Annotated in this window: 21 protein-coding genes and 1 pseudogene; 11 read left to right on the forward strand and 11 right to left on the reverse strand. The window is 69.4% G+C overall.

What is annotated here, in order from left to right; translation table 11 throughout:
- Nucleotides 1-8: 8 nt before the first annotated feature.
- A complete protein-coding gene (locus tag HNR68_RS07835; RefSeq protein ID WP_179719055.1) occupies nt 9-2228 on the forward strand; it encodes a 3-hydroxyacyl-CoA dehydrogenase NAD-binding domain-containing protein in 2220 nt (739 codons plus the stop codon).
- 250 nt (nt 2229-2478) lie between these two features.
- Here the strand turns inward: HNR68_RS07835 and HNR68_RS07840 are convergent, their stop codons facing one another.
- On the reverse strand, nt 2479-3186 hold the full coding sequence (locus HNR68_RS07840) for a hypothetical protein (protein WP_179719057.1): 708 nt from the start codon (nt 3184-3186) through the stop codon (nt 2479-2481).
- Nucleotides 3187-3331: 145 nt separating this feature from the next.
- A complete protein-coding gene (locus HNR68_RS07845) occupies nt 3332-3943 on the reverse strand; it encodes a TetR/AcrR family transcriptional regulator (RefSeq protein WP_343049991.1) in 612 nt (203 codons plus the stop codon).
- Nucleotides 3944-4025: 82 nt separating this feature from the next.
- Between HNR68_RS07845 and HNR68_RS07850 the strand changes: the two genes are divergently transcribed.
- Together HNR68_RS07850 and HNR68_RS07855 are read left to right on the forward strand one after the other, a co-directional pair.
- On the forward strand, nt 4026-5522 hold the full coding sequence (locus HNR68_RS07850; protein WP_179719059.1) for a flavin-containing monooxygenase: 1497 nt from the start codon (nt 4026-4028) through the stop codon (nt 5520-5522).
- 82 nt (nt 5523-5604) lie between these two features.
- On the forward strand, nt 5605-6306 hold the full coding sequence (locus HNR68_RS07855; protein WP_179719061.1) for a DUF6319 family protein: 702 nt from the start codon (nt 5605-5607) through the stop codon (nt 6304-6306).
- A gap of 257 nt (nt 6307-6563) precedes the next feature.
- Here HNR68_RS07855 and HNR68_RS07860 read toward each other — a convergent pair whose 3' ends face one another.
- Nucleotides 6564-7808 carry a M14 family zinc carboxypeptidase gene (locus tag HNR68_RS07860; protein WP_179719063.1) on the reverse strand — a complete coding sequence of 415 codons (1245 nt, stop codon included), beginning with the start codon at nt 7806-7808 and terminating at the stop codon, nt 6564-6566.
- A gap of 211 nt (nt 7809-8019) precedes the next feature.
- Between HNR68_RS07860 and HNR68_RS07865 the strand changes: the two genes are divergently transcribed.
- Both HNR68_RS07865 and HNR68_RS07870 read left to right on the forward strand, forming a co-directional pair.
- A complete protein-coding gene (locus HNR68_RS07865) occupies nt 8020-9093 on the forward strand; it encodes an MFS transporter (RefSeq protein WP_343049992.1) in 1074 nt (357 codons plus the stop codon).
- A gap of 249 nt (nt 9094-9342) precedes the next feature.
- Complete coding sequence (locus tag HNR68_RS07870; RefSeq protein WP_218888799.1) at nt 9343-9783, forward strand: hypothetical protein; 441 nt, start codon at nt 9343-9345, stop codon at nt 9781-9783.
- Here HNR68_RS07870 and HNR68_RS07875 read toward each other — a convergent pair.
- On the reverse strand, nt 9776-10156 hold the full coding sequence (locus tag HNR68_RS07875) for a hypothetical protein (RefSeq protein WP_179719069.1): 381 nt from the start codon (nt 10154-10156) through the stop codon (nt 9776-9778). The genes HNR68_RS07870 and HNR68_RS07875 overlap by 8 nt on opposite strands.
- Nucleotides 10157-10416: 260 nt before the next feature.
- On the opposite strand from HNR68_RS07875, the gene HNR68_RS07880 reads away from it, so the two are divergent.
- The 5 genes and pseudogenes from HNR68_RS07880 (at nt 10417) to HNR68_RS07900 (ending at nt 16672) form a co-directional block, all read left to right on the forward strand.
- Nucleotides 10417-12516, forward strand: a complete 2100-nt coding sequence (locus HNR68_RS07880; protein ID WP_246330410.1) for a transglycosylase domain-containing protein — start codon at nt 10417-10419, stop codon at nt 12514-12516.
- Between the two features lie 190 nt (nt 12517-12706).
- A complete protein-coding gene (locus HNR68_RS07885; RefSeq protein ID WP_179719071.1) occupies nt 12707-13663 on the forward strand; it encodes a CPBP family glutamic-type intramembrane protease in 957 nt (318 codons plus the stop codon).
- Nucleotides 13664-13732: 69 nt separating this feature from the next.
- Complete coding sequence (locus HNR68_RS07890) at nt 13733-15103, forward strand: serine hydrolase domain-containing protein (RefSeq protein WP_179719073.1); 1371 nt, start codon at nt 13733-13735, stop codon at nt 15101-15103.
- Between the two features lie 127 nt (nt 15104-15230).
- Nucleotides 15231-15666, forward strand: a pseudogene (gene arfB / locus HNR68_RS07895) (alternative ribosome rescue aminoacyl-tRNA hydrolase ArfB).
- A gap of 61 nt (nt 15667-15727) precedes the next feature.
- On the forward strand, nt 15728-16672 hold the full coding sequence (locus tag HNR68_RS07900; RefSeq protein WP_179719075.1) for a patatin-like phospholipase family protein: 945 nt from the start codon (nt 15728-15730) through the stop codon (nt 16670-16672).
- Nucleotides 16673-16741: 69 nt separating this feature from the next.
- Here HNR68_RS07900 and HNR68_RS07905 read toward each other — a convergent pair whose 3' ends face one another.
- The 3 genes from HNR68_RS07905 to HNR68_RS07915 all read right to left on the reverse strand — a co-directional run bounded on the left by HNR68_RS07905 (nt 16742) and on the right by HNR68_RS07915 (nt 19516).
- Nucleotides 16742-18220, reverse strand: coding sequence for a sodium:solute symporter family protein (locus HNR68_RS07905; RefSeq protein WP_179719077.1), 1479 nt, complete (start codon nt 18218-18220; stop codon nt 16742-16744).
- A complete protein-coding gene (locus HNR68_RS07910; RefSeq protein WP_179719079.1) occupies nt 18217-18444 on the reverse strand; it encodes a DUF3311 domain-containing protein in 228 nt (75 codons plus the stop codon). The genes HNR68_RS07905 and HNR68_RS07910 overlap by 4 nt, the downstream gene beginning before the upstream one ends.
- 415 nt (nt 18445-18859) lie before the next feature.
- A complete protein-coding gene (locus HNR68_RS07915) occupies nt 18860-19516 on the reverse strand; it encodes a hypothetical protein (protein WP_179719081.1) in 657 nt (218 codons plus the stop codon).
- Between the two features lie 224 nt (nt 19517-19740).
- Between HNR68_RS07915 and HNR68_RS07920 the strand changes: the two genes are divergently transcribed.
- A complete protein-coding gene (locus HNR68_RS07920; protein ID WP_179719083.1) occupies nt 19741-21036 on the forward strand; it encodes a S1C family serine protease in 1296 nt (431 codons plus the stop codon).
- A gap of 69 nt (nt 21037-21105) precedes the next feature.
- Here HNR68_RS07920 and HNR68_RS07925 read toward each other — a convergent pair whose 3' ends face one another.
- From HNR68_RS07925 to HNR68_RS07940, 4 genes are all read right to left on the reverse strand, one after another.
- Entirely contained in the window at nt 21106-21708 is a 603-nt protein-coding gene (locus tag HNR68_RS07925; RefSeq protein ID WP_179719086.1) for a GTP-binding protein, read from the reverse strand.
- A 65-nt stretch (nt 21709-21773) separates the two neighbouring features.
- Nucleotides 21774-22349, reverse strand: coding sequence for a DUF742 domain-containing protein (locus HNR68_RS07930; RefSeq protein WP_179719088.1), 576 nt, complete (start codon nt 22347-22349; stop codon nt 21774-21776).
- Between the two features lie 7 nt (nt 22350-22356).
- Nucleotides 22357-22797, reverse strand: coding sequence for a roadblock/LC7 domain-containing protein (locus tag HNR68_RS07935; RefSeq protein ID WP_179719090.1), 441 nt, complete (start codon nt 22795-22797; stop codon nt 22357-22359).
- Nucleotides 22798-22832: 35 nt separating this feature from the next.
- Nucleotides 22833-25574: a sensor histidine kinase gene (locus HNR68_RS07940; protein ID WP_343049993.1), complete on the reverse strand. Its 2742-nt coding sequence runs from the start codon at nt 25572-25574 to the stop codon at nt 22833-22835.
- Between the last annotated feature and the right edge of the window lie 10 nt (nt 25575-25584).

The following is a 25584-nucleotide window of genomic DNA, read 5'->3' on the forward strand; positions in this document are numbered from 1 at the left end:
CATCACTCATGAGCGAGCAGAACACCATCCGCTGGGAGTCCGACGCCGACGGCATCGTCGTGCTGACCCTGGACGACCCGCAGCAGCAAGCCAACACCATGAACGTGCGCTACCAGCGCAGCATGGAGCAGACCCTCGAGCGCCTCGAGCAGGAGCGCGAGAACATCACCGGGGTCGTCCTCACCTCCGCGAAGAAGACCTTCTTCGCCGGCGGTGACCTGCGTGAACTCGTCCAGGCCCGCAAGGACGACGCCGCCCAGATCGCCGAGACCGCCACCGCGGTCAAGAAGCAGCTGCGCCGGCTGGAGACCCTCGGGGTGCCGGTCGTGGCGGCGCTCAACGGCACCGCCCTCGGCGGCGGCCTGGAGATCGCGCTGGCCTGCCACCACCGCATCGCGCTGGACGGCCCCAAGGCCCGCTTCGGGTTCCCCGAGGTCACCCTCGGCCTGCTGCCCGGCGCGGGCGGCGTGGTCCGCACCGTCCGCATGCTCGGCATCGCCGACGCGCTGCTCAACGTGCTGCTGCAGGGCCAGCGGCTGCGCCCGGAGAAGGCCCTGAAGATCGGCATCCTCGACGAGCTCGTCGACACGCCCGAGCAGCTGCTGTCGCGGGCCAAGGAGTGGATCAAGGCCAACCCCGAGGCGGCCCAGCCGTGGGACAAGCCCGGCCACAAGATCCCCGGTGGCACCCCGTCGAACCCGAAGTTCGCCGCCAACCTGCCCGCGTTCCCCGCGAACCTGCGCAAGCAGCTCAAGGGCGCCCCGCTGCCGGCCCCGAAGAACATCATGGCCGCCGCGGTGGAAGGCGCGCAGGTCGACTTCGACACCGCGCTGGACATCGAGGGCCGCTACTTCGTGGAGCTCGTGTGCGGGCAGACCGCGAAGAACATGAGCAAGGCGTTCTTCTTCGACCTGCAGCACATCAACGCCGGCGGCAGCCGTCCGTCCGGTGAGCCGACCTGGCGGGCCCAGAAGGTCGCGGTGCTCGGCGCGGGCATGATGGGCGCCGGCATCGCCTACGTCTGCGCCAAGGCCGGCATGCAGGTGGTGCTCAAGGACGTCTCCGTCGAGGCGGCCGAGAAGGGCAAGTCCTACTCGGCCGAGCTGGAGGAGAAGGCCGTCGCCAAGGGCCGCACCACCCGGGAGGAGGCCGACGCGCTGCTGGCGCGCATCACGCCCACCGACCAGCTGGAGCCGCTGTCCGGCTGCGACCTGGTCATCGAGGCCGTCTTCGAGGACACCACGCTCAAGCACCAGGTGTACGGCGAGGTCGAGCCCGTCGTCGACGGCGACGCGCTGATCGCCTCGAACACCTCCACACTGCCGATCACCGGGCTGTCCGAGGGCGTGCGCCGCCGCGAGGACTTCATCGGCCTGCACTTCTTCTCGCCGGTGGACAAGATGCCGCTGGTGGAGATCATCGTCGGCGAGCACACCAGCGACAAGGCACTGGCCCGCGCCTTCGACGTGGTGCAGCAGATCAAGAAGACGCCGATCGTGGTCAACGACAGCCGCGGCTTCTTCACCAGCCGGGTCATCGGCACCTTCCTCAACGAGGGCGTGTCGATGCTCGCCGAGGGCATCCACCCCGCGTCGATCGAGCAGGCCTCCTCGCAGGCCGGCTACCCGGCGCCGGTGCTGCAGCTGTTCGACGAGCTCACCCTCACCCTGCCGCGCAAGATCCGCGACGAGACGCGGCGGGCGGTCGAGGAAGCCGGCGGCACCTACACGCCGCACCCCGCGGAGCAGGTCTTGGACCGGATGGTCGAGGAGTTCGACCGCAAGGGCCGCTCCAGCGGAGCCGGCTTCTACGACTACGTCGACGGCAAGCGCGCCGGCCTGTGGCCGGGGCTGGTCGAGCACTTCGGCAGCGCTGACCGCGACCCGTCCGAGGTGGACCTGGTGGACCTCGAGGAGCGGATGCTCTTCATCGAGGCGCTGGAGACCGTCAAGTGCTTCGACGAAGGCGTGCTCCGCTCGGTGCCGGACGCCAACATCGGCTCCCTCTTCGGCATCGGCTTCCCGGCCTGGACCGGTGGTGTCGTGCAGTACATCAACGGTTACCCGGGCGGCGTGGCCGGTTTCGTGGCGCGGGCGCGGGAACTCGCCGAGCGCTACGGCTCCCGCTTCGAACCGCCCGCCTCGCTGGTGCGCCGCGCCGAGGCCGGTGAACCGTTCGACATCGGCGAGCCGGACGAGGGCATCGTCTCCGCCACGGCAGCAGCGTGACCCCGCCGGGGGCGCCGGGCGCGCGGGCCGGCGCCCCCGCCTCCTGCGGTGGATGACAGGAAGGTTCCCATCCTCCGCAGACCGCGGCGTGGGTGACAGGAAGGTTCCCATGCTCGCGACCACGGGGCGGTCGGGGCTCAGGTGACAGGAAGGTTCCCATCCTCACGCCACCCCGCGACCGCCCCCGGACGACGAAGCGGCTCCGGATCGTCCGATCCGGAGCCGCTCCTCGTGCAGCACGCGTCGGGTGTCAGGTGGTGCCGACCACCTCCTCGACCACCGGGTCCAGCACGCCGCTGATGCGGTGCACCGGCTTCGCCGAGACCCGGCTGGTGATCTGGTCGGAGAGCCTGGTGGCGTCACCGCCCAAGCCCTGGTCGAGCTCGGCCACCGGCGAGATCGCTCCCACCGGGCTGATCACCGGCTGCGACTCGAAGCCCTGCACGGCGGTCACGTCGAACGCGGTGTCCACTGCGGACACGCCCTGGTGGCCGGGCGTGTAGGGCCCGATCTCGGCGTCGAGCAGGGTCGCGTCCGGGACCCGCTCGTGCAGCACACCGATGTGCTCGGGGGTGGCGGACACACCGAGGGTCGGGCGGGTCTTGGTCATCCCGGCCAGCCGGTCGCCCTCGGCGACGAGGTGCCCCAGCACCCGGTTCGCCTTGCCGGGAACCAGCGGCGAACTGCCGTCCTGCAGCTCACCGGCCACCCCGTGCGCGGTGGTGGTGATGTCCACGCCGACCTGCTTGACCAGGTTCGGGGAGCTCGCGTGCAGTTGCGCGTCCGCGCACGGGGCCTTGACCGGGCCGAACCCGGCGCCCTCCTGCATCTGGCAGGCGTTGACCGGGGCGGTGAACCCGATCTGGTCCGGGATCGACGACAGGTCGGGCTCCGGCACGTCGGTGGTCTCCGCGGCGGAGGCGGTACCGGCGCCGACTGCGGCGAACCCCGCGGCCACAACGGCTGCCTGTACTGTGCGCGTGGTCCAGGGGCGCAAGATCTGTTCTCCTCGGGTCGGATGCGTTGGTACAGCTGACTCGGTATCGGAGAACCGCAAGTAGATCTTGACCCTGACGGGGTAGGGACGACCTGAACGAGTGACCTCAGAGGTCCTTGGTCAGGCTCGGCGCGAACAGCGTCATGAGGTGCTCGGTCGCCTTCTCCGGGGTGACCTCCGGGCGCTGCTCCCGCCACAGCGACAGCCGCTCGCACGCACCGATGATCGCCTCCGCGAACGCCTCCAGCTGTTCCTCGTCGAGGTCGGGACGGGCGGCCCGCAGCAGCTCGGCGGTGAAGTCCCGCTGCTGCAGCCGGATCGCCTCGAGCTCGGTGTTCACCGAAGCGCTGGGCACCGCGGCCTCGTTGCGCAGCAGCGCCCACGCCTGCGCGTGGTCGTCGCTGAACTTGAAGAACGCCAGCAGGCAGTCGTGCATGAGCTGCTCGGGGTTGTCCGCCCCGGCGGCCGCGACGGTGGTGGCCTCGATCAGCTCCCGCTTGCACCGCTGCAGGCAGGCCAGCAGCAGGCCCTCCTTGGAGCCGAAGTACTCGTAGAGCATCGGCTTGGACACGCCGACCCGCGCCGCGATGTCGTCCATGGAGGTCGCCTGGTAGCCCTCGGCGGCGAACACCTCCTCGGCCACGGCCAGGATCTGCTGCTCCCGCTCGGCCCGTGACATGCGCTTGCGCCGACTCGTCGTTGCCTGCTGGGTTCGCACGAAAACACCCTACCGCAAGTAACCTACTCGTAGTAGCATACTGCCGGTAGATCAGTCGCGCTGGTGTCCGAGGAGGCCAAAGATGGCGCAACGGCAGTCGAAGGACCAACGCAGTCACCGGACTTCGGTCGTGATCGTGGGCACCGGGTTCTCCGGGCTGGGGATGGCCATCAAGCTCAAGCAAGCCGGGATCGACGACTTCGTCGTCCTGGAGAAGTCCGACGACCTCGGCGGCACCTGGCGTGACAACTCCTACCCGGGCTGCGCCTGCGACGTGCCGTCGCTGATGTACTCCTTCTCGTTCGAGCAGAACCCGAACTGGTCGCGCATGTTCGCCCAGCAGGGCGAGATCTGGGACTACCTCCAGCACTGCGCGGACAAGTACCGGGTGCGCGACCACATCCACTACGGCGTGGAGTTCACCGGCGCCGAGTACGACGAGGAGAGCCGGACCTGGACGGTGACCACCGCCGACGGCACCGAGTACATCGGCAAGGCCCTGGTCTCCGGGGTCGGCGCCCTGCACATCCCGAGTTACCCGGACCTGCCGGGCGTGCAGGACTTCGAGGGCGAGGTCTTCCACTCCGCGGAGTGGAACCACGACTTCGACCTGACCGGCAAGCGGGTCGCGGTGATCGGCACCGGCGCCAGCGCCATCCAGTTCGTGCCGCAGATCGCCAAGAAGGTCGCCAAGCTGCACCTGTTCCAGCGCACGCCCCCGTGGATCCAGCCCAAGCCCGACCGGCCGGTCCCCGAGTCGGTGCAGCGCCTGTTCCGCCGGGTCCCGCTGGTCCAGCGAGTGGCCCGCGCCGCCATCTACTGGGTGCTGGAGGCGCGCTTCTTCGCGGTGTTCAACAAGCGCCTCGGCAAGCTCGCCGAGCACCTGTCGAAGCGCTACATCCGCAAGGTGATCAAGGACCCGGAGCTGCGGGCCGCGGTCACCCCGGACTACGGCATGGGCTGCAAGCGGATCCTGCTCTCCAATGACTACTACCCGGCGCTGAACCGGCCCAACGTGGACCTGGTGACCAGCGGCGTCGCCGAGGTCCGGAAGAACTCCGTGGTCACCGGCGACGGCCAGGAGCACCCGGTCGACGCGATCATCTACGGCACCGGGTTCCACGTCACCGACGCCTTCGACCACCTGAGCATCGTCGGCCGCGACGGCCGCAAGCTCCAGGACGCCTGGCGCAACGGCATGGAGGCCTACCTGGGCATGACGGTCTCCGGCTTCCCGAACCTCTTCTTCCTGCTGGGGCCGAACACCGGGCTGGGGCACAACTCCGTGGTCTTCATGATCGAGTCGCAGCTCAACTACGTGCTGAGCTGCCTGCGCCCGATCTGCCGCGGGAAGATCGACCAGATCGACGTCCGCCAGTCGGTGCAGGACGACTTCAACACCGAGATCCAGTCCAAGCTGGGCGACGCGGTGTGGTCGGCGGGCGGCTGCCGCAGCTGGTACCTGGACGAGAACGGCGTCAACCGCACCATCTGGCCCGGCTTCACCTGGAAGTACTGGCTGCGCACGCGCAAGGCGGACCCGGCCGACTTCGAGATCACCGCGGCACGGGGTCGTTGAAGCTTCGCACGGACGTTCGATATAGTGGTGTGGTCACTGCCGTCCAGCCCCGCCGGGGCTCACCCTTGAGCAAGGGGTGGCCATGTCGCCGCTGTCGTCCGACGAACTGCGCGAGATCCGCGACGAGCTGAACTCCGGGACCACGCCGACGGTGTGGTTCACCGGGGCGGCCGTCGGTGTCCCGGAGGGCCGCTCGGGCAAGGTGGTCGCGCTGGGCGAACCGGCCGAGGGGGACTTCATCCAGGTCCGGCCGGCCGGTTCGAAGGACGTCCTGTCCTTCTCGGCGGCGGAGGTCACGAAGGTGAAGCCGCCGCGCAAGCGCGCCACCTCCGAGCAGGCCGGCAAGGCTGCGCCCAGGGAGGCGAAGCCCCAGCAGCCGGTGGGGTCGACGCTGCCCAGGAGCTCCACACTGCCGAAGGGGCCGGCGAAGTCGAGCGCGTCGTCGGCGAAGCAGACCTCTCCGGCGAAGCAGGCCGGGGGGACGACGACGGCCAAGCGCAAGCCGCGCCCGCCGAAGGCGGTCGGTGGGGCGACGGTGACCCTCACCGCTGACGACGAAGGGCAGTGGAGCGTGGAGGTCAGCACCCCCAAGAAGCGGGTGCTGAAGCCGACGCAGGTCCCGGCCAGCGCCGTCGCGCACGCCGCGAAGGCGCTGCACGAGGACGTCGCCGCAGCGGTGGAGCCGCTGATCGAAGCCGCCCGCGAGCAGCAGCGGGCCCGGGTCGAGCAGCTCCGCGCGGAACTGGCCGCAGCCGAAGCAGCCCTGGAGGACTTCCGCTCCTGACCGGCGGGGCGAGCATGGGAACCTTCCTGTCACCCACGCCCGCGTGCCCGCCGCGTCTGACGTGAGGATGGGAACCTTCCTGCCATCCAAGACCGCCTGCCTGGCCCGTGTGACTGGGAGGAGGGAACCGTCCCGTTGTCCAACGCCGCGAGCCCGTCGCGTCTGACCTGAGGAAGGGAACCTTCCTGTCACCTGCCGTCCGCGTCTCGGCGCGCCGGATGGGCGGAGGCGACCTCGGCCCCGCCCGCGCCGGAGCGTCAGGACTCGATGTCGGTGAGGGCGGTCTTCGTCTGCTGGCCGCGGTCGGTGGGCGGGATGCGGTCGTAGTCGGCCGGGTCGATGGCGTCCACCTGGCCGCTGGCGATGGCGGAGAGGATCCCGTCGAGGCCGATGTACACCGTGCGGGTCAGCATCGCCCGGTGCTGCTCGCCCAGGGTCTGGGTCTGACCACGCACCTCGAACAGCACCGCGCCGCTGCCGTTGAGCTGGAACGCGCCCAGGCCCGTACCGGGCAGGTCGATGTCCTGCGGGTACAGCGTGATGTTGCCGAACTCGGGGTTGTGGTTGGCCGCCGCCTGCAGCGCGTTGTACGCGGCCACGTTGAGCTGCTTCGAGTACTCGGGCCGGAACGTGTCGGCGAACTCGGCGTACTCGGCGCCCTCCGGGGTGTTCGGGTCGGCCACGAACTTGCCGGAGAGGCTCATCGTCACGAAGCGATCGGTGCCCGGGACCGTGTAGCAGGCGCCCTGGTGGTGCAGGTCGATGTAGGTGTCGACCACCCCGAACTCCTGCTGCAGTGACTTGTACACGTCACGCACGGTCTGGGTTTCCGGGCTGATGAACCAGCCCGGCTGGTCGCTGGCGCCGGGGAAGTCCTGCGGCCGCGGCTGGTAGTCGAGATCCGGGTTGTAGTCGCGGTTGACGTCGAACCCGGGGCGCTGGGAGTAGTCGTCGCCCTGCCGCTGATCGGTGTAGTAGTTCCACGGTGGCTGCGCGGCCGCCAGCTGCGGGAAGCGCTGCTGCACCTCCTCCCACGTCATGTCGTTGCCGCGACGGTCCAGCGCCCCGGCGTCCGGGTTGATCTTGGGCATCGCCACCACGGTCAGCTGCTCGCGGATCCTCTTCGCGTGCGCGGAGTCCGACGTGCCGAGGAAGTCCAGCAGGTCCAGCGTCGCGTCCGGGCCGGTCTTCTCGTTGCCGTGGATCTCGGCCGTGATCAGCACGACCTTCGGGCCGGTGCCGACCCGGGCCAGCAGCATGTCGCGGCCGCGGTTCGACTCGCCGACCTTCTGCACCTCGACCCGGCCCGCGCTCACGCGCTCGATCCGGTCGAGCTCGACCAGGAGTTCGTCGTAGCTGGTGAACTCCGAGATCGGGTTCTCCCGCGGCTCCTCGCTGCAGGGCGGTGGGGCCGCCGAGGTCAGCGGTGCGGTGGCCGACGCGGGAACGATCGCGGCTCCCACGACCGCGGTGGCCAGTGCCAGTGCTCGCATCCGGTGCATGCAGGACTCCTCGCCGTCGCCGGGACGTCGCGCCCAGCCAAGCCGATCACGATCACGCGCACAATCGACCAGGAGTGGACATCTCGGGCAGGTCGGGCGGGATTGGACAGACGGCGCGGTCCGGGCCTATCAAGGAGCGGTGCGAGTTTCGGTCGGAGCACGTGAGCGGAGCAGCACACCCCTGCGACACGGGTCGTTCCGCTTGCTGCTGGTGGCCACGGTCGGGGGCTTCGCCGGGTACATCTTGATGATGCCGGTGCTGCCGTTGTGGGCGGTGGCGGGTGGGGCGGGTGAGGTCGCGGCCGGTTCGACCAACGCCGTGTTCCTGCTGGTGACCGTGGCGACGCAGCTGGGCATGCCGTGGTTGCTCGCGCGCATCGACCACCGCATCGCCTTCGGGCTGGGCACCCTCTTGATCGGCTTGCCCACGCCGCTGTACGCGCTGTCCAGCGACCTCTGGGTGCTGCTCGGCGTGTCGAGCGTGCGCGGCATCGGTTTCGGGCTGCTCACGGTGACCGGCGCCGCCCTGGTGGCCGAGCTCGTGCCGGTGGAGCAGCGCGGCCGCGCGGCCGGCCTGTACGGGCTGTCGGTGGGCTTGCCGAACGTGGCTCTACTTCCGGTGGGGGTGTGGCTGTCCCAGCACGTCGGCTTCGCCCCGCTGTTCTGGATCGCCGGTGCGCTGCCGGTCGCCGCCACGTTCGCGCTGCTCGGCATGCCACCCGTGCTGGCCCGGCGCACTCGGGGCGGGACGGGATCCGGCGCCTTCCCCCTCGCCCTGGTGCCGTCGTGGACGGTCATGACGATGGTGGCGGTCGGCTCTGGTGGCCTCGTCGCCTTCCTGCCGCTGGCCGTCAGCGAAGCGGTGGCCCCGGCGGCGCTCATGGCCTTCGGCGCCGCGACCATGCTCGGCCGGTGGGGCGCGGGGCGGCTCGGCGACCGGCTCGGGCAGCACCGCATCCTCGTGCCCGCCGTGCTGCTGTCCGGCGTCGGCGCGGCGCTGCTCGCGGTGGCCGCGTGGAGCGCGGACCCGGTGGCGCTGGCCGGAGCGGCCGCCTTCGGCGGTGGGTTCGGCGCCGTGCAGAACACGACCCTCGTCGTGATGTTCGAGCGGACCAGCTCGGGCGTGGCGAGCACGGCCTGGAACATCGCCTACGACGCGGGCCAGGGCCTGGGCTCGTTCGGCTTCGGTCTGTTGATCGCCCTGTCGGGGTACCCGACCACCTTCGTGGTCATGGCCGTGCTCATCAGCGCGTGCGCACCGCTGGCCTTCCCCCGCCGCCGTTGAGGATGGGAACCTTCCTGTCACCGGTGGAGCCGCACCACCAGCCCGTGGTTGCGAGCATGGGAACCTTCCTGTCACCACTCGCGCGCGAGCGCTCGGACGATGGGAACCTTCCTGCCACCCGAGCAACCCGGGATGTGATTGCTGTCACAGATTGCGTGCTCCGCTGCTACGGCGGCTCGGCGGCCCGGGGCGATGGTGTGAGCGGTGCGTGACGATGCCGGGAGTTCCGGGCGGGTGGGAGCGCCTAGAATGCGAAGTGTGTTCCGCAGCCTGTTGACCCCACGTTGGCTGCTCCTGCACGTCCTGTTCATCGCAGCCACGGTCGCCACCGGGTTCCTGGCCGTGTGGCAGTGGGATCGCGCGCACGAAGCCGGCGGCAGCTTCCAGAACCTCGGCTATGCCCTGCAGTGGCCGCTGTTCGGCGCGTTCACGATCTTCCTGTGGATCCGCGTGATGCGCATGGAGCTGAACCGGGAACGCGAGGAGGCCGCGTCGCAGGCTGGGACCGACACGGCTGCTGCTGAGGCGGACACCGCGGCTGAGGAGCCCGCTCAGCAGCGGCCCAAGACGCGCCGTCGTCCACTGGTGCCGCCGCCGGCGCCGCCCGTCGACGCCGACGAAGACCCGGAACTCGCCGCCTACAACAAGTACTTGGCTGAGCTGAACGAGGCGGACCGGCGCGCTAGTTGAACGTGATGCCACCGTGGATGTCGCGCGCCTGGATCAGTTTGTCGACCTGACCCTCGTTGATGTTGACGACGCCGTCGTGCGCGGCTGACACGTCGTTGTGCACCGCGGCGCCCTCCGTGCGCAACTGCTGCGCGAACTCGGGGTCTTCCGCGCACACCCGGTCGAGCCGCTCGGCGAGAGCGATGACCTGAGGCCGGTCCGCGTCCGGCCGCTCGGCCGCCTCCAGCGCGGCCTGCGTCTCCGGATCGTCCTCAGACCTCCGCTTGAGGAGTTCGCGAACCTTCGCCAACGCGGCCTTCCCGGCCGCGCCCAGCGCGGTCGCCGCCTGTCCGGCGAGAGCAGTGGCCAGCGAATCCAGGAACGGGTCGGTCATGTCTCCTCCACGCGCTCGATCGATCACCAAGTGTAGTGATCACGGCGTCGTGGTGGTCGGGATCGAGCGTGCTGAGCCGTCCGGTGCGGCGGCGTCACGGATCACCGGTGTGATATCAACGAAACGGACTGGCAGCGAAGAGGAGCAGGTGTCGACTGGTGCCGCTGAGGCGGATGTCGACGGGATTCCCTCCGGCCGGTCGGTGAGACGGGTTCTGGGTGTTCCAACCGGCGATCGTTGCTCGAGCCGGGTGACACTTGATGATTGGGGCAGGCGTGCGCAGCGGCGTGCTGTTGAAGATGTTCGGGTTGTGCGTCTTGGCCGGCGTACTGGTGGCGGCGTTGCTGCTGCCCATGGCGACCGGAGCCGGGGCGATGGTCAACCAGACGGCCGACGCCATGTCCAAGATGTCGGGGTCGCTCGCGCGGCAGGACATGCCGCAGGTGTCGACCGTCACCGACAAGGACGGCGAACCCATCGCGTACTTCTTCCGGGACTACCGCGTGGAAACCCGTCCCGACGAGATCTCCGAGTACATGAAGGCGGCCATCACCGCCGTCGAGGACAAGCGCTTCTGGGACCACGGCGGGGTCGACTGGCACGGCACGATGCGCGCGCTGGCGACCAACATCAGCAGCGGTGAGACGGCGCAGGGCGCGTCGACGATCACGCAGCAGTACGTGAAGAACTACCTCGTGCACGTGGTCGCCAAGAACCGGGTCGAGGCCGAGAAGGCCAAGGAGACCACGATCGCGCGCAAGCTCCGCGAAGCCAAGATCGCCGTCGAGCTCGAGCGCACCATGACCAAGGAGGAGATCCTCACCGGCTACCTCAACGTGGTGCCCTTCGGCAACCAGACCTTCGGCGTGGGTGCGGCCGCGCAGACCTACTTCGGCACCACACCCGACAAGCTCACCATCGCCCAGTCCGCGCTGCTCGCCGCGATCGTCAACCAGCCGGGGTCGCTCAACCCGCACAGCAACCCCGAGGACGCGAAGGAGCGGCGCGACCTCGTCATCGACCTGATGTCGGACCCGACGAACAACAAGTTCATCACCAAGGAAGACGCCGAGCGCGCCAAGCAGGAGCCGATCAACGTGCTGTCCCCGCTGGGGCGGCCGCCGAACGGCTGCGTCGGCGTCGGTGACGGCACCACCGACGGCTTCTTCTGCACCTACGTCGTCGACTACCTCGAGCGTCTCGGCATCGACCGCACGATGCTCAAGACCGGCGGCTACACCATCCGCACGACGCTCGACCGCAAGGCCACCGACGCGGCCAAGGAAGCGGCCGAAGCCCAGGTGCCCACGCAGACCGAAGGCATCGCCAACGCCATGGCGGTGGTCGAACCGGGCACCGACAAGCACAAGGTGCGGGCCCTGGTCGCCAACCGCGACTTCGGCAACGACGCCAGCAAGGGGCAGACCGCGTACGACATCGTGAGCCGGGTGCAGCCGTTCGGTGCGGGCTCGGTCTACAAGGTGTTCACCGCTGCCGCGGCGATCGAGCAGGGGATGAGCATCCACGACGTCATCGACGTGCCCGCCTCGTACACGTCACGCGTCTACAAGAACGGCACCGCGCCCTACACGGTCGGCAACGCCGACGGCGTCACGCCGGGGCCGAGGACGCTGCAGATGGCGCTCGCGACCTCGCCGAACACGGCGTTCGTGATGCTCTCCGAGCGGGTCGGCCTCAACAACGTCGTCGACATGGCCTCGCGGCTCGGGCTGCGCAACGGGATGAACAAGGTCAACGCTCAGGGGCAGACCCTGAAGCCGGACGGCTCCAACGGCCCGTCCCAGGCGGAGACCATCAAGCAGAAGAACCGCGGCGCGTTCACGCTCGGCTACACCCCGACCAGCGTCCTGGAGCTGTCCAACGTCGGCGCGACCATCATGAGCGGCGGCGTCTACTGCCCGCCGACCCCGATCGAGGAGGTCAAGGACCGGCACGGCAACCCGGTCCCGCTCAACGAGGAGCCGTGCGAGCAGGCCGTCTCCCCGCAGGTGGCCGCGCAGCTGGCGCAGGGCATGAGCAAGGACGACACCGAGGGCACCTCCCGCGCGGCCGCGCAGGCGGCCGGCTGGAACAGGCCGATGATCGGCAAGACCGGCACCACGCAGGAGCACAAGTCGGCTGCGTTCCTCGCTGCGACGCCGCAGATGTCGGGTGCGGTCCTGACCTACGCTGACGGCGCCCGCCCGCAGGGCATCTGCGACAGCGGCGGTGACGAACCTCCGCGCCTGTGCGGCCGCAACGGCGGCAACATCTACGGCGGCAAGGTGCCCGCGCGCACCTGGTTCGCGGCGATGACCAAGATCCACGAAGGTCTGCCGGTCGTGCCGCTCCCCGGCTGAGACCGGACGACCGCGTGAGGAAGGGAACCTTCCTGTCACTCGCTGACGGGGAGGTTCCCTTCTTCGTGCGCGCACCCGGAGGGGGCGGAGCGAGCATGGGAACCTTCCTGCCGCCTGGGGTGACAGGAAGGTTCCCATGCTCCCGGCTCTTCTCAGGATCACTCTCAGGATCAGTTGGCAAAATGCGTTCGTGAGCACCGAGCACGAGCGAGTCGATGTTCGCGGCGTCGTCAGCTTCGTCGCCATCGCCTACTTGCCGGCGTGGCTGTTGACGTTGCCCCTGTGGTTGACCGGCGAAGGGCTGTCGTGGACCTACGCGCCTGTCGTGCTCTTCGCCATGATGTTCATGCCCGCAGTGGCCGCACTGGTGGTCGGCAAGTGGATCAGCCCGCAGCCGAAGCTGCTGCGCAGCGTCGGGATCACGAATCCCGGCGGGATCAAGAAGTGGTGGCCGCACGTCCTGATCGCGTGGCTGGGGCCGCCGCTGGCCATGCTGCTGGCGCTGCTGGTCGGCTACCTCCTCGGCACCTACCACGCCGACTGGACCGGGTTCTCCGGCCTGGCCGAGCAGTCCGGCACAGGGGTGATCGGGGCCGAGCAGCAGACCTCGCCGGGCACGCTGGCGCTCATCCAGATCGCCCAGATCCTCGGCGTGGGCTGGTTGCAGGTCATCCCAGCGCTGGGTGAGGAGCTCGGCTGGCGCGGCTACCTGGTGCAGGCCCTGCTGCCGCTCGGGCAGCCCGGCGCCTTCCTCACCAGCGGTGTGCTCTGGGGGCTCTGGCACGCGCCTGTGCTGATCCTCGGGTTCAACTACCCGACGGTCCCGATCGTGGTCTCGTTCATCATGATGGTCTGCTTCTGCGTTCTGGTCGGGACCCTGCTCGGCTGGCTCCGGCTCACCACCCGCAGCGTCTGGCCAGCGGCCATCGCACACGGCTTCCTCAACTCCGCAGCAGGCTTGGCCGTCGTCTTCAGCCAAGCGGGACACCCGGTGGACAACGCCTCTGTCGGGCTCCTCAGCTGGACCGGGTGGATCGTCCTCGGCCTGCTGATCCTCGTGCTCCTGATGCTCGGCAAGCTGCCGGTGCACCTCCCGGTGGAGAAGACCGGCATCTCCCGAGGGGTCAGGCGCCTCAGCCGCCGGTGAGCGGGTGCGCGGGCATGGGAACCTTCCTGTCACTCGCAGCACAGACGTGCGAGGTCATCAACTGCAAGCATGGGAGGCACGTTGACGAGTCTGCTGCCCTCCACCCAACGCGCCCTGCTTCGGCGCTTGGCAGTGGAGCAGAGCGAGAACCGGATCCCTTCGCTGGTCGCAGGGCTGGTCCGGGACGGCGAGACGATCTGGGTCGACTCCCGGGGCAAGGTGGACGGCCGGCCCCCGAGCACTGACACCCAGTACCGGATCGGTTCGATCACGAAGACGTTCGTCGCGGTGCTGGTGTTGCGCCTGCGGGACGAAGGCCGGCTCGACCTGGCGGACAGGCTCGACGACTACGTGCCGGGAACCGCGATCGGCAACCGCAGCATCGGTTCGCTCCTGTCGCAGTCCAGTGGTCTGACGGCGGAACCGGCCGGCGAGTGGTGGGAGCGGACGCCCGGTGGCAGCGCTGAGGAGCTGCTCGCCAGCATCGACGAGAGCGCGGTGCGCCCCACCCCGAACCACGGGTTCCACTACTCCAACGTGGGCTTCGGCGTGCTGGGCGAGCTCGTGGCGAGGTTGCGCGGCGCGCCCTGGCACGAGGTGCTGCAGCGGGAGATCCTGGACCCGCTCGGCATGAAGCGCACCACCCTGGAGCCGGTCGCGCCGCACGCGCAGGGATTGGCCGTCCACCCTTGGGCGGACGTCGTGCTGCCCGAGCCCGCGGAAGACGCCGGAGCGATGGCCCCAGCCGGCCAGCTGTGGTCGACCTTCGACGACATGGCCCGGTGGGTGAGGTTCGTGGGCGGGGACACCGGCGAGGTGCTCCACCCCGACACGGTCCTGGAGATGCGTGCACCCGGTTCGGTGGACGATGGGCCGGAGTGGCGGGCTGGTTACGGTCTTGGCCTGCAGCTGATGCGCTACCGCGGTCGGCGACTGGCCGGGCACACCGGGTCGATGCCTGGGTTCGTGGCCAACCTCTGGTCCGATCCGGACGACGCCACCGGCGTGATCTTCATGGCCAACACCACCTCCGGGATCAGCGGAACGCTCTCCACCGACCTGCTGGACCTGCTCGCCCAGCACGAACCGCGCATCCCCGAACCGTGGGAGCCCAGCCCGGACGTGGACATGCGGCTGCTCGAACTCACCGGGCAGTGGTACTGGGGGCCGAGCCCGTACGTGCTGCGCATCCGTACCGATGGGCTGCTCGACCTCGCCCCGATGAAGGGCCGGGGACGGGCGTCGCGGTTCCGCCCCAACCCGGACGGCACCTGGACCGGCCTGGACGGCTACTACGCAGGCGAGAAACTGCAGGTCGGGAGGGACGCGGAAGGCACTCCCACGCACCTCAACCTGAACACCTTCATCTTCACCCGCACCCCGTACGCCAGCGACGCCCCGGTCCCGGGAGGCGTCGCCGGCTGGCGCCCGGGCCAGTGACCGCTCCGGTCTCGAGGTGAGCTTGGGAACCTTCCTGCCAGCAGTGGCAGGAAGGTTCCCATCATGCAGGCCTGGTCGGGCGGGCCGCGTCGAGAGCAGGGCCGCGGCGTGGGGCATGCTGTTCTGCATGTCCGGAGACCTCCCCGTCACCCGCCGCTGGCGCATCCCCGCGGCTGAGCTCTCCGAGCGTTTCTCCAGGTCATCAGGGCCTGGCGGCCAGGGTGTGAACACGACCGACTCGCGGGTCGAACTCTCCTTCGACCTCGCCCGCTCGCCCTCAGTGCCCGAGCCCTTGCGGCAACGAGCAGTGGACCGACTTGCGAAGCGGCTCGTCGGTGGTGTGATCAACTGTTGTGGCTTCGGAGCATCGTGCGCAGTTGGCCAACCGGCAGGCAGCGCGCCAGCGGCTGGCTGAGCTGCTGGCCGAGGCGGTGGCCCCGCCGAGGCCCGCGAGGCGGCGCACCAAGCCGACCCGGGGGTCTCAGCAGCGTCGGCTGGCCAGCAAGAAGCGGCGCTCCGCGGTGAAGCGCCAGCGTCGCCGCGGCGATCCGGACGACGGATGAGCTGCTGAAACCACACCAGCAACCAGCTGAACAGCAGAACGAGAGCGGAAGGGCACAGCTGATGCGCACAGCGTGGGTTCTGCCGGGTGGTTCCACTTTCGGCTCTATCCAGGCCGGGCTGGCCACCGCGTTGCTCGAAGCCGGTGTCGAGCCCGACCTGCTCGTCGGCACCTCGGCGGGCTCGCTCAACGCTGCCTGGTTGGCGGGCAACCCCACACTGCACGGTGCGGAGAGGTTGCGCGAGATCTGGTCGTCGATGCGGCGCACCGACGTGTTCCCGATCCAACCCATGCGCATCCTCGCCGGCAAGCTCGGCCTGTCCAACCACGTGATGGGCAACCACGGGCTCGCCCGCTGGCTGCACAACACCCTCCCGTTCCGGCGGTTGGAGGACGCCCAGGTCCCGGTGACCGTGACCGCGACCGATCTCGACAGCGGTGAACCCGTGTACTTCGACTCGGGGCCCGCGCTGCCGCCGCTGGTCGCCTCGTGCGCCATCCCGGGGATGTTCCCGCCGGTGAAGATCGGCGACCGGTGGCTCGTCGACGGAGGTCCTGCGGTCTTCATGCCGATCAGCCGCGCCGTCGAACAAGGCGCGGAGCGCGTGTTCGTGCTGCCGTGCGGTGGGACGGAGCGTTTCGAGTACGACCAGCCCAAACGCGGGATCGGCGCCATCGCGACCTGGCCGACGCCGAAGGTCCCACCGCGGTCGGTGAGCGGCGTCAACGGTGCGGCGCTGGGCGCGGCGATGCTCTCCGCCGCCAGGCTGGACATGCAGCTCAACGCCGGTCGCTGCGAGCTCTACGTCGTCCCCGCTCCCTCGGTGGTGGGTCTTTCGCCGTACTCGTTCGCGCACGCCAGCGCGCTGATCGACGCAGCGTGGGACATCGCTCGCCGGTGGTGGCCGTCAGCGAAGCCGGTTCCCGAGGGGCCGATCGACATCGGTGGGAACCCGATCGAAGACGGCCGGTACGGCGTCTCCGCCGTCGCCCGGTCAAGCTCGTGACCCGAGGGTGAGCACGAGAACCTTCCTGTCACCAGCCTGACAGGAAGGTTCCCATGCTCCTGCCATCGTTCAGTTCCGGGCCGGCTGGGCCTCCGCGAGCTCGTCGACGGCCAGCCGTTCCGCTGGAGTCGTGGCGGGCCGCACCAGGCTCACGATGATGTTCACGGTCACGTTCGCGACCAGCCCGATCAGACCGGCGTTGATGCCGAGCCACGGGTCGTTGCCCGTGCTGACGAGCGCTGTCACGACGACCACGCCCACTGCGAGCCCGCTCGCCGCGCCGGCGAGCGTCATCCGCTTCCACAGCAGGCTGATCAGCACGACGGGCAGCAGCTGTGCCAGGCCCTGGTAGGACAGCACGGAGAGCTGCACGAGCGTGCTCGGCGAGATGAAGGTGAACAGCAGGGCGAGCAGGCCGACGAGGAAGGTGACCAGCTGCGAGAGCCGCTTCTGGTGGGGTGCTGTCCGCGGGTGCACGCCGAGCACGGAGCGGCCCCACATCGTCCCGATCACGAGCATGAAGACAGCCATGGGGACGATCGAGGAGAGGGCGCCGGCAACACCGACGAGTCCCACCATCCACGGCGGCATGGAGTCGACGACGAGCTCGAACATGGCGAGGTTCGAGTCGCTCAGGCCCGGCACCACGAACAGCGCAGCCAGCCCCAGCAGGATGGGGACGAACAGCAGGACCTGGTAGAAGGGCATGATGATGGCGTTGCGCCGCAGCACACCCGGGTCCTTGGCGCCGAGGTAGCCGGCGACGGTGGTCGGGAAGATCGTGTAGACCACACCGTTGAGCAGTCCCGTGGTGGCGAACCACAGCAGGCCCAGCGACTCCTTGCCCTGGCCGGGCAGAACCAGCCACTGTGGACGCTCCGCGACGAGGCGGTCCAGCATCGGGCCGATCCCGCCGAAGTAGTGCACCGGCACGTAGACGAAGACGGCCAGCAGCGTGACGATCACCAAGCTGTCCTTGAGGATCGACACCCAGGCGCTGCCGCGCAGCCCGGAGGAGATGATGAACGCCTCGGTCACCACGAAGGCGATCAGGTAGCCCGCTCCCAGTCCGATCGTCCCGTAGCTGATCGTGGAGACGACGACGCCCATGCCGGTGATCTGCAGCTGGATGTAGGGCAGCAGGAAGATCGTGGTCAGGATCGCCACGGCAGCCCCGAACCACGGGGAGTTGAAGCGGTAGGCGGTGATGTCGGTGATGTTGTGCAGGTTGTTGCGGTGGGCGTACTGCCACAGGACCGGGCCGATGACGTAGCCGACGGCGAAGCCGATCGCCAGGTAGGCCGGGAGGTAAAACACCGGCATCCCGTAGTCGTAGGCCCAGCCCGCCGCGCCGAGGTAGCTGAAGCTCGTGTAGGTCTCTCCGGCCATGAGCACGAAGATCAGTACGACGCCGAGGCTGCGTCCGCCGATCGACCACTCCGCCAGGTTCGCCCGGTCCCGTCCGCGCAGTGAGAGCAGGCCCAGCACGATCGCGCCGACCATGAACACGGCGAGGATGCCGATCGACACCACAGCGTTCGAGTTCATTCGGCACCACCCCGCTCGCGGCTCCGGTCGGCTCGCCACAGCGGGTCCTTGCGGGCCGCCAGCCAGATGCACGCCGGGGTGAGCAAGGTCGCCAGCAACATCCAGAACATGAAGAACGGCAGGCCCAGGACGACGGGGTCGACCCTGTTGTACAGCGGCAGTGCCACCAGGTACAGCAGGACGGGCCCTGTGAGCCACCACAGCGATCTGCGTTCCTTCAGCACCAGTAGTCCTCCCGAGGGCCGCGTCCGGACGAATGACAGAAAGGTTCCCCCGCTCGCACCCACCACACCAGGGCGTGCGACGTCGGGTTCGTCACGCGATCTGCGTCTGCGCTGGTGAACGGGTTGTTGGGTCTCACACCGCTCACCCAGCGCACCTCTGGCCTCGAGCCCTTGCCGGGCTGTTCTGGGCATGCAGCGGCTGAGGTCGCCGAGGTCAGCGACACCGATCACCTGGTCACGTTGGTCACTGGTGCGGGTCACGGGGAGGAGGCCGGGTCGGCATCACCATCCGCCGAGCTGTGACCTGCGTCGACGTGCGTTCGGTGTTCTCCACGGCACCTCCAGCGACAGCCGCCGATTCGTTGCATGGTGCACGCTGGCGCAGCCGAACACCAGCCCGTGGTGGCAGATCGGCCTACGCAGCAGCGCGTGACGCCTCGGTCGCTGGTCGTGGTGGCCGGGCTGGGCGGTCGTGCAACGGTGGTGTGCCGTTGCGGAACGTGCGCAAGATCGCACGCGGCACGGCAGTGCCCCGGCGGCTGCCGGCTTCCATCTCCGTGATCAGAGCGATGAGCGTGCACTCGGCTGCCTTGCGGATCGCGTCGCGCAGCAGCCGCTGCGTGAACGCCCAGGTGCGGAACGTCCGGGCGCCGTCCATCACCGCCCGGACCGGCGGTGCGGTCGGGACACCGTTGACGTAGACCGGTCGCGGAAGCCTGGTGGTGCGCTCGAACCGCGTGCCTGCGTAGCTCTGCACCTTGCGGCTGTGCGGGATCAGCACGTGCACTTCCACCTCGTCGGGTGGTGCGGCTATCCCGTGCAGGTGCGCTGCCACGAGCCCCGTCACCACCGCTCCTGGACCGGCCCGGAGCAAGGCGGCTTGGATGCGATCGTGGAGTGTCGGAGGCCCTGGCGCGACGAGCACCACGCCGGGTGCGAGCCGCGTCCACGGACCATCAGCACGCGCCCGCCGGTACGTCGTGGATTGGGAGATGCCCAACTTCTCGATGTCGCGGACGCGGTAAACGCGACGCTGGAACCGGGATTCGAGTGCGTGGATCGTCTTCTGCATGCACCGAACTATCGGGCAGGGAAAGCCCTGGCCCTGGCCCGAGATTCGCCGGTGTGTCGGGCACCTGACAGGCGCGGTGGAAACCGCGGTGGGCATGGGAACTTTCCTGTCATCCAGATGAGAGGAAGGTTCCCATGCTCGGTGGTCGTCGTGCCCCGGCTCGTTGAGGACAATCAACAGCTGGACCCAAGGTGGTTCTCAGGTTCGCGGAGCACGCTCGAAGCATGATGATGAGCAGAGGCGCTGGCAGAGGTCAGGAGCCCGGGGGTGTTGAACACAGCTCACTCCTGGGTGATGAGCCTGTTGGTGGTGACGGATTCGTGTCTGCGACTCACCCGATTCACGGTGTTCCTGAGGGACGGACTCCGACCGCTGCACGTCGGCGGTGGGGCAGCTTGGTCGCGGTCGCACTCGTCGCTGGTGTCGTCGGTGGCGGGATCGGCTTGGGCGGCGGGATGCTGCTCATGGATTCCGGCAGTCCGGAGAGTGTGTTGTCCCAGCGGGATCCCGTGACTGGGGCTCAGGTGAACGCCCAAGCGGGGACCGTGCAGTACGCCGCGAGCAAGACCTCGGCGAGCACGGTCGACATCGCCGTCCGCTCCGGCCGGAGCGGCGCGGAAGGAACCGGTGTCATCCTGACGCCCGACGGGTACGTGCTGACCAACAACCACGTGGTCGAGGGCGGCACCCAGATCAGCGTGACACTGCCGGACGGCACGTCCAAGAGCGCGGAGGTCGTCGGTACGTCGCCGTCCTACGACCTCGCCGTGATCAAGCTCGACGGGGCGTCCGGTCTCACTCCCGCTGAGCTCGGCAAGTCCTCTGCTCTGGTGGTCGGGCAGCAGGTGGTCGCCATCGGGTCCCCGCTCGGCCTGGAGGGCACCGTGACCTCCGGCATCGTGAGCGCCTTGAACAGGACGGTCGAGGCGGAGGGCGACAACGGTCAGTCCATCATCTACAACGGCATCCAGACCGATGCCTCGATCAACTCGGGCAACTCGGGTGGACCGCTGGTCAACCTCGACGGCCAGGTGATCGGCATCAACTCCACGATCCTCTCCAGCGGCAAGAACACCGGCAACATCGGTCTGGGTTTCGCGATCCCGATCGACACGGCCAGCCGCGTGGCCGACGAGCTCATCAACAAGGGTGTTGCGACCAAACCGCAGCTGGGAGTCACCGGCACCGACAGCCGTTCTGGCGCGGCGATGGTCAGCCAAGTCGTGCCGGGATCAGGAGCGGAACGCGCGGGCCTCAAGCCCGGTGACACCATCACGAAGGTCAACGGGCGCACCGTCAGCAGCTTCGCCGACCTCGTCGCTCAGGTCACGGCCAACGCGCCAGGATCGACGATCACCGTCACCGTGGCCGACGCCCAAGGCGACAACCCGCGTGACGTCCAGGTGACGTTGGGCAGCCAAGAGGACACGTCCCCGCAGACGACCGGGCAGACCGACTCGGACTACGAACGTCTGGACCCGTTCGGCTTTCCCTTCGGCTCGATCCCCGGTGGGCGTTGACCGCGGACGGGGCATGGGAACCATCCTCCCGGTTCCCGGTGAGAGGAAGGTTCCCATGCCCGCACCCCGTCAGGCGGTGCGCCGGATCCACCACCGCATCGCGTACTCGACGAGAGTGATGAGCGTCTGCTTGGTCGAGGCCCGGTTGCGTGCGTCGCAGGTGACGAGCGGGACGTCCGGTGGGATCGCGATCGCCTCGCGGACCTCTTCGAGGCGGTGGCGAAGGACGTTGTCGAAGCAGTTCACGCCGACGACGTAGGGGAGCCGGCGGTCTTCGAAGAAGTCGATGGCCGAGAAGCAGTCCGCCAGTCGTCGCGTGTCCACGAGCACGACCGCACCGATCGCGCCGCGCACCAGGTCGTCCCACATGAACCAGAACCGCTGCTGGCCGGGCGTGCCGAAGAGGTAGAGGATCAGGTCGGTGTCGAGGGAGAGGCGACCGAAGTCCATCGCCACCGTGGTGGTGTTCTTGTCCGGGGTGGCCTGCAGGTCGTCGATGCCGCTGCTGGCTTCGGTCATCACGGCCTCAGTGGTCAGGGGCACGATCTCCGACACCGACCCGACGAACGTCGTCTTGCCGACGCCGAACCCTCCGGCGACGACGATCTTCGCCGAGGTCACGGCTGCGGGCCTGGTGGGGTGTCCAGGCCGGGAACGCGTTTCGGGGGTCATCTCAGTCACCTCAGTCGTCGAGTCGAGACTTCCTGCGCTGCGGCGCGCGGCCCGCGCCGGAGAGGTCAGAGTCGGCGCAGGCCGCTCAGGACTCTCTCCATCAACATGAAGTGCGATGTGGTGCCGGATTCGCTGACCGTCTGGTGCACCGTGACGAGGCCCAGGTCGGCCATGTCGCCGAGCAGGACCTTCGCCACGCCCAGCGGAACACCCAGCAGCGCCCCGACCTCGGCCACCGATCGGGGTTGGCTGCAGATCTCGGCGATCGCGTGGTGTTCGATGCGCTGCAACCGACTCGGGTGGCAGTTCTCGCTGGTCGAGACCAGCGTCTCGAGCTCCAACCGGTGGTTCGAGCGCGTGCGCCCTCCGGTCCACGCGTACGGCCGGATGTAGTTGGCCGTGCTCGGTTTCTCGGGCGGTTCCGCTGCGTCCGGTGCGTCCTCGGCGTCCCGCGGCCACGGTGGTTCTGGGGCGGGAGGCTGTGGCGGGGCGTGCCGCTCCGCGCGTTCGTGCGCGCGCCGACGGCGGTGTCGCCCGCTGTCGAGGGTGAACCGGTTGATGACCTCGGCGAAGGCGTCCGCCTCGGGCGACTCGTGGTCGGCCCCATGGTGTCGCCCGGATGGTTCCGGACCTGTGCTCATGCCGTCCTCACACCGACTGGCCTGTCATCACCCGGCTCGATCCCTGCAACTGGGAGCGCAGTTCGGGGGTCAGGATCTGTCCAACGCGTTCGACCAACAGCGCCATCTCGTAGGCGATGAGGCCCATGTCGCAGTCCGGTGCGGCGAGCACGGTGAGGCACGAGCCGTCGCTGATCGCCATCTGCAGCATGAGACCGCGTTCCATCTCGACCACGGTCTCGCTGACGTTGCCGGCTTCGAAGCACCGTGCGGCTCCTTGGGTGAGGCTGAGCAGGCCGGATGCCACCGCGGCGAGCTGGTCGGCCCGGTCGGTGGGCAGCTTCGCCGACGCGGTCAGCAACAAGCCGTCCGCCGAGACGACCACGGCGTGCGCCACGCCGGGGACTCGTTCGGTGAAGTCGGTGACCAGCCAGCCGAACTGGTTCGGTTGGGCGACGTTGGTGTTCATGGGCGTTTCCTGTCCTCCTCACTGACGCGGTTCGGTCACAGTCGTTCGTCGGCCGAACGCTGCGGATCGCGAAGGCTGTGCTTCCCTTCGCGGACACCGCGCTGGAAGCTCGCCAACCGACCGCGCATCAGGTCGGCGTCGCGGAGCGACCGGGTCTCCTCGGTGGCTGTTCCTGGTGTCGGTTGGGCTCTGGGGACCCGGCGGGGGAGACCGGCGGGGGTGTACTCGGCGGGCGCCTGGTCGCGTGCGGGAGCAGGCGGTTCCGCACCGTTGTTCACCACGGCGCTCTGCTCGGTGGGGGGACCGGGGTCTGGGGGACCGGCTTGTGGGTGGTGCCTGCCGCGGCGGAGCCCGGCTTGGAAGCTGGCCAGCCGGCCGCGAGCGACTTCCGGGTCGCGGACCGGGCGCGGCCGTTCGTCACGGGAGCTCTGCGCGCTGCCTGCGACGAGGTGTGCTCGCGGGATCCGCAGCGGGAGGCCTGCGGCGGTGTGCTCGGTCGGCTCGGCGGTCGCGACTTCCTGCGCGCGCTGCTGCGCCTGGTCGCTGGCGAAGGCCCACACCGTCCCGTTGCTGCCGTTGGTGCGCGCCGACGGGGAGGAAGGGCACTGTCCTGTCGCGTGGGGTGACAGGAAGGTTCCCATGCTCCCGTCCCCGCCCGGGGGCCACTGGGGGGTGGTGTGGTCGGTGCTGGAGGGGGCTTGGAACCACGCCGACGCGAGGTTGTCGAAGATCGGTGTCGGGGCCGTGGCGTCGTCGGGCGGCTCTGTGGCGTCCGGGTGCTGCGGCGCCGTGGTTTCGCGCGGTGGCCGGAGCAGGTGGTAGCCGTTGCGCAGGGTCGCCGCGTCCTGTTCGGCGGCTTCCCAGTCGAACTCCTCGACCAGGGTGTCGTCGGTGCCGACGGGGTCCTCGGTCCTCGGCGTCGGCAGGACCGGCTCGGCCGCGAGCAGTTCGGGGCCGATGGTGACCACCGCGTGCAGGCCGACTCCTTCGGTCCCGGGCTGGAGCTCCACGTCAATCCCGTGCCGGGCCGCCAGCCGGCCGACCACGAACAGGCCCATGCGCCGGGACGTGGACGGGGTGAGTTCTCCGTCGGCGGCGAGCCGTGCGTTGGCCTCCTCGCGGTCGGCTTCGCTCATGCCGATGCCCTGGTCGACGATGTCGATGACCAGGGCGCCGTCGTCGCGGTGGTGCCCGGCGACGGTGACCTGGGTGTGGGGCGCGGAGAAGTTCGCCGCGTTGTCCAGCAGCTCGGCGAGCAGCCGCACCAGGTCGCTGGCCGCGTAGCCGACGATCCTGACGTCGGGCAGCGGCTGGACGACCACCCGCGGGTAGTGCTCGATCTCGGACACCGCGGCGCGCACCAGGTCGGCCGGGCTGGTCGGCCGGGTGAAGCGGCGGGCCAGGTCGGTCCCGGAGAGCACCATGAGGTTCTCGTTGTTGCGGCGCATCCGCGTGGCCAGGTGGTCCAGCTGGAACAGGGTGGCCAGTTGGTCGGGGTCTTCCTCGTCGCGCTCGAGTTGCTCGAAGAGCCGGAGCTGCCGTTCCAGCAGGCTCTGGCTGCGGCGGGAGACGTTGACGAAGGAGTCGCTGTAGCTGCGGCGCAGTTCGGCTTGCTCGGCGGCGAGGTTGACGGCCTGGGTGTGCACGTCGTCGAAGGCCCGCGCCAGGTCCCCGAACTCGTCGGCGGTGCGCACCGGGACGGGCCGCACCGGGGTGCTCGGGGCGTGGCCGGCGCGGATGTCGGCGACGGCGTTGGGCAGCACGTGGTGGGCGGTCTCCAGCGCGCTGCGCCGCAGCACCTCGAGCGAACTGAGCAGGTGCCGGGCGACGACCACCACGATCAGGCACGCGACCAGCAGCGCCGAGGTCAGCACGGCTGATTCGACGCCGGCGAGGTCGCTGGAGGTGTCCTGCAGCTGGAACGCCGTCTTGTGGATCTGCTCGTCCAGTTGCAGCCCCAGCGCGCCGAGCGCGTCCAGCGCGGCCTGGGACTGCTCGTGCCAGGTCGCGGGGGAGACCAGGGCGGAGGACAGCTGGGCGCGCGGGTTGTTGCGCTCGGCCATCGCCAGCTGCACGGAGGTCTCCCGCGCGGGGAAGCGCGGGTCGGCGTAGAGCTGGTCGTAGCGGATGCGGTTCGACAGGGAGGCGGCGGCGCGGAACTCCTTGGCGGCGGCGGTGCGCCGGGATTCGCTGGCGTCCAGGCGGGAGAGGTTGTCCGCTGTGAACTTCCCACGGGTGAGCCCGGTGAGCACCAGCGCCTGCTGCAACTGCACCTCTTCCCTGATCTTGGCGAGTTCGTGCGCGCTGGTCGCGGGCGACACCAGTTGCGCGGAGGAGATCTGGCTGAGCAGGGTGCGGTCCAGCGAGAGCAGGTCGCTGATGACCTCGGTGTAGGCGTGGGTCGCCTCATCCGGCTCGACCTGGTGCCGGAGCACCAGTTTCCGCAGCGGGGCGAGTTCGTCGACCTGCCGGTCCGTCTCCTGCTGGGCGAAGCGGACCGCGTCGATGTCGGGGGCGGCGCGCAGCGCGTCGAGGGCGGCGCCGACGGCGCGGTCGGTGGTGTCCATCCGGTCGCGGAGCCGCTCCTCGGACGTGCGCCCGCCCACCAGGAAGGTGGCGGCTTCGGTGCGTTCCCACTGCAGGTCGTGGACAGCGGTGCGCACCGAGCTGCTGGCGGTGACGAGCCGGTCCATCGCCGCGTACTCGTCGGCCTGGGTGATCCGCCCGCGGATCTGCAGCACCCCCAGCGCGACCGCGAAGATCACGGGGACGAGCACGACGGCCCCG

It is taken from the genome of Saccharopolyspora hordei, from assembly GCF_013410345.1.
Lineage (GTDB): Bacteria > Actinomycetota > Actinomycetes > Mycobacteriales > Pseudonocardiaceae > Saccharopolyspora > Saccharopolyspora hordei.

What these genes read in the sequence shown, in the direction of transcription:
- HNR68_RS07870 (WP_218888799.1), top strand. Translation starts at nt 9,343, where the DNA reads ATGCGAAGTGTGTTCCGCAGCCTGTTGACCCCACGTTGGCTGCTCCTG.
- HNR68_RS07930 (WP_179719088.1), bottom strand. Translation starts at nt 22,349, where the DNA reads ATGAGCACAGGTCCGGAACCATCCGGGCGACACCATGGGGCCGACCAC.
- HNR68_RS07850 (WP_179719059.1), top strand. Translation starts at nt 4,026, where the DNA reads ATGGCGCAACGGCAGTCGAAGGACCAACGCAGTCACCGGACTTCGGTC.
- HNR68_RS07860 (WP_179719063.1), bottom strand. Translation starts at nt 7,808, where the DNA reads ATGCACCGGATGCGAGCACTGGCACTGGCCACCGCGGTCGTGGGAGCC.
- HNR68_RS07855 (WP_179719061.1), top strand. Translation starts at nt 5,605, where the DNA reads ATGTCGCCGCTGTCGTCCGACGAACTGCGCGAGATCCGCGACGAGCTG.
- HNR68_RS07920 (WP_179719083.1), top strand. Translation starts at nt 19,741, where the DNA reads ATGATGATGAGCAGAGGCGCTGGCAGAGGTCAGGAGCCCGGGGGTGTT.
- HNR68_RS07925 (WP_179719086.1), bottom strand. Translation starts at nt 21,708, where the DNA reads ATGACCCCCGAAACGCGTTCCCGGCCTGGACACCCCACCAGGCCCGCA.
- HNR68_RS07835 (WP_179719055.1), top strand. Translation starts at nt 9, where the DNA reads ATGAGCGAGCAGAACACCATCCGCTGGGAGTCCGACGCCGACGGCATC.
- HNR68_RS07875 (WP_179719069.1), bottom strand. Translation starts at nt 10,156, where the DNA reads ATGACCGACCCGTTCCTGGATTCGCTGGCCACTGCTCTCGCCGGACAG.
- HNR68_RS07880 (WP_246330410.1), top strand. Translation starts at nt 10,417, where the DNA reads ATGATTGGGGCAGGCGTGCGCAGCGGCGTGCTGTTGAAGATGTTCGGG.
- HNR68_RS07915 (WP_179719081.1), bottom strand. Translation starts at nt 19,516, where the DNA reads ATGCAGAAGACGATCCACGCACTCGAATCCCGGTTCCAGCGTCGCGTT.
- HNR68_RS07905 (WP_179719077.1), bottom strand. Translation starts at nt 18,220, where the DNA reads ATGAACTCGAACGCTGTGGTGTCGATCGGCATCCTCGCCGTGTTCATG.
- HNR68_RS07890 (WP_179719073.1), top strand. Translation starts at nt 13,733, where the DNA reads ATGGGAGGCACGTTGACGAGTCTGCTGCCCTCCACCCAACGCGCCCTG.
- HNR68_RS07900 (WP_179719075.1), top strand. Translation starts at nt 15,728, where the DNA reads ATGCGCACAGCGTGGGTTCTGCCGGGTGGTTCCACTTTCGGCTCTATC.
- HNR68_RS07935 (WP_179719090.1), bottom strand. Translation starts at nt 22,797, where the DNA reads ATGAACACCAACGTCGCCCAACCGAACCAGTTCGGCTGGCTGGTCACC.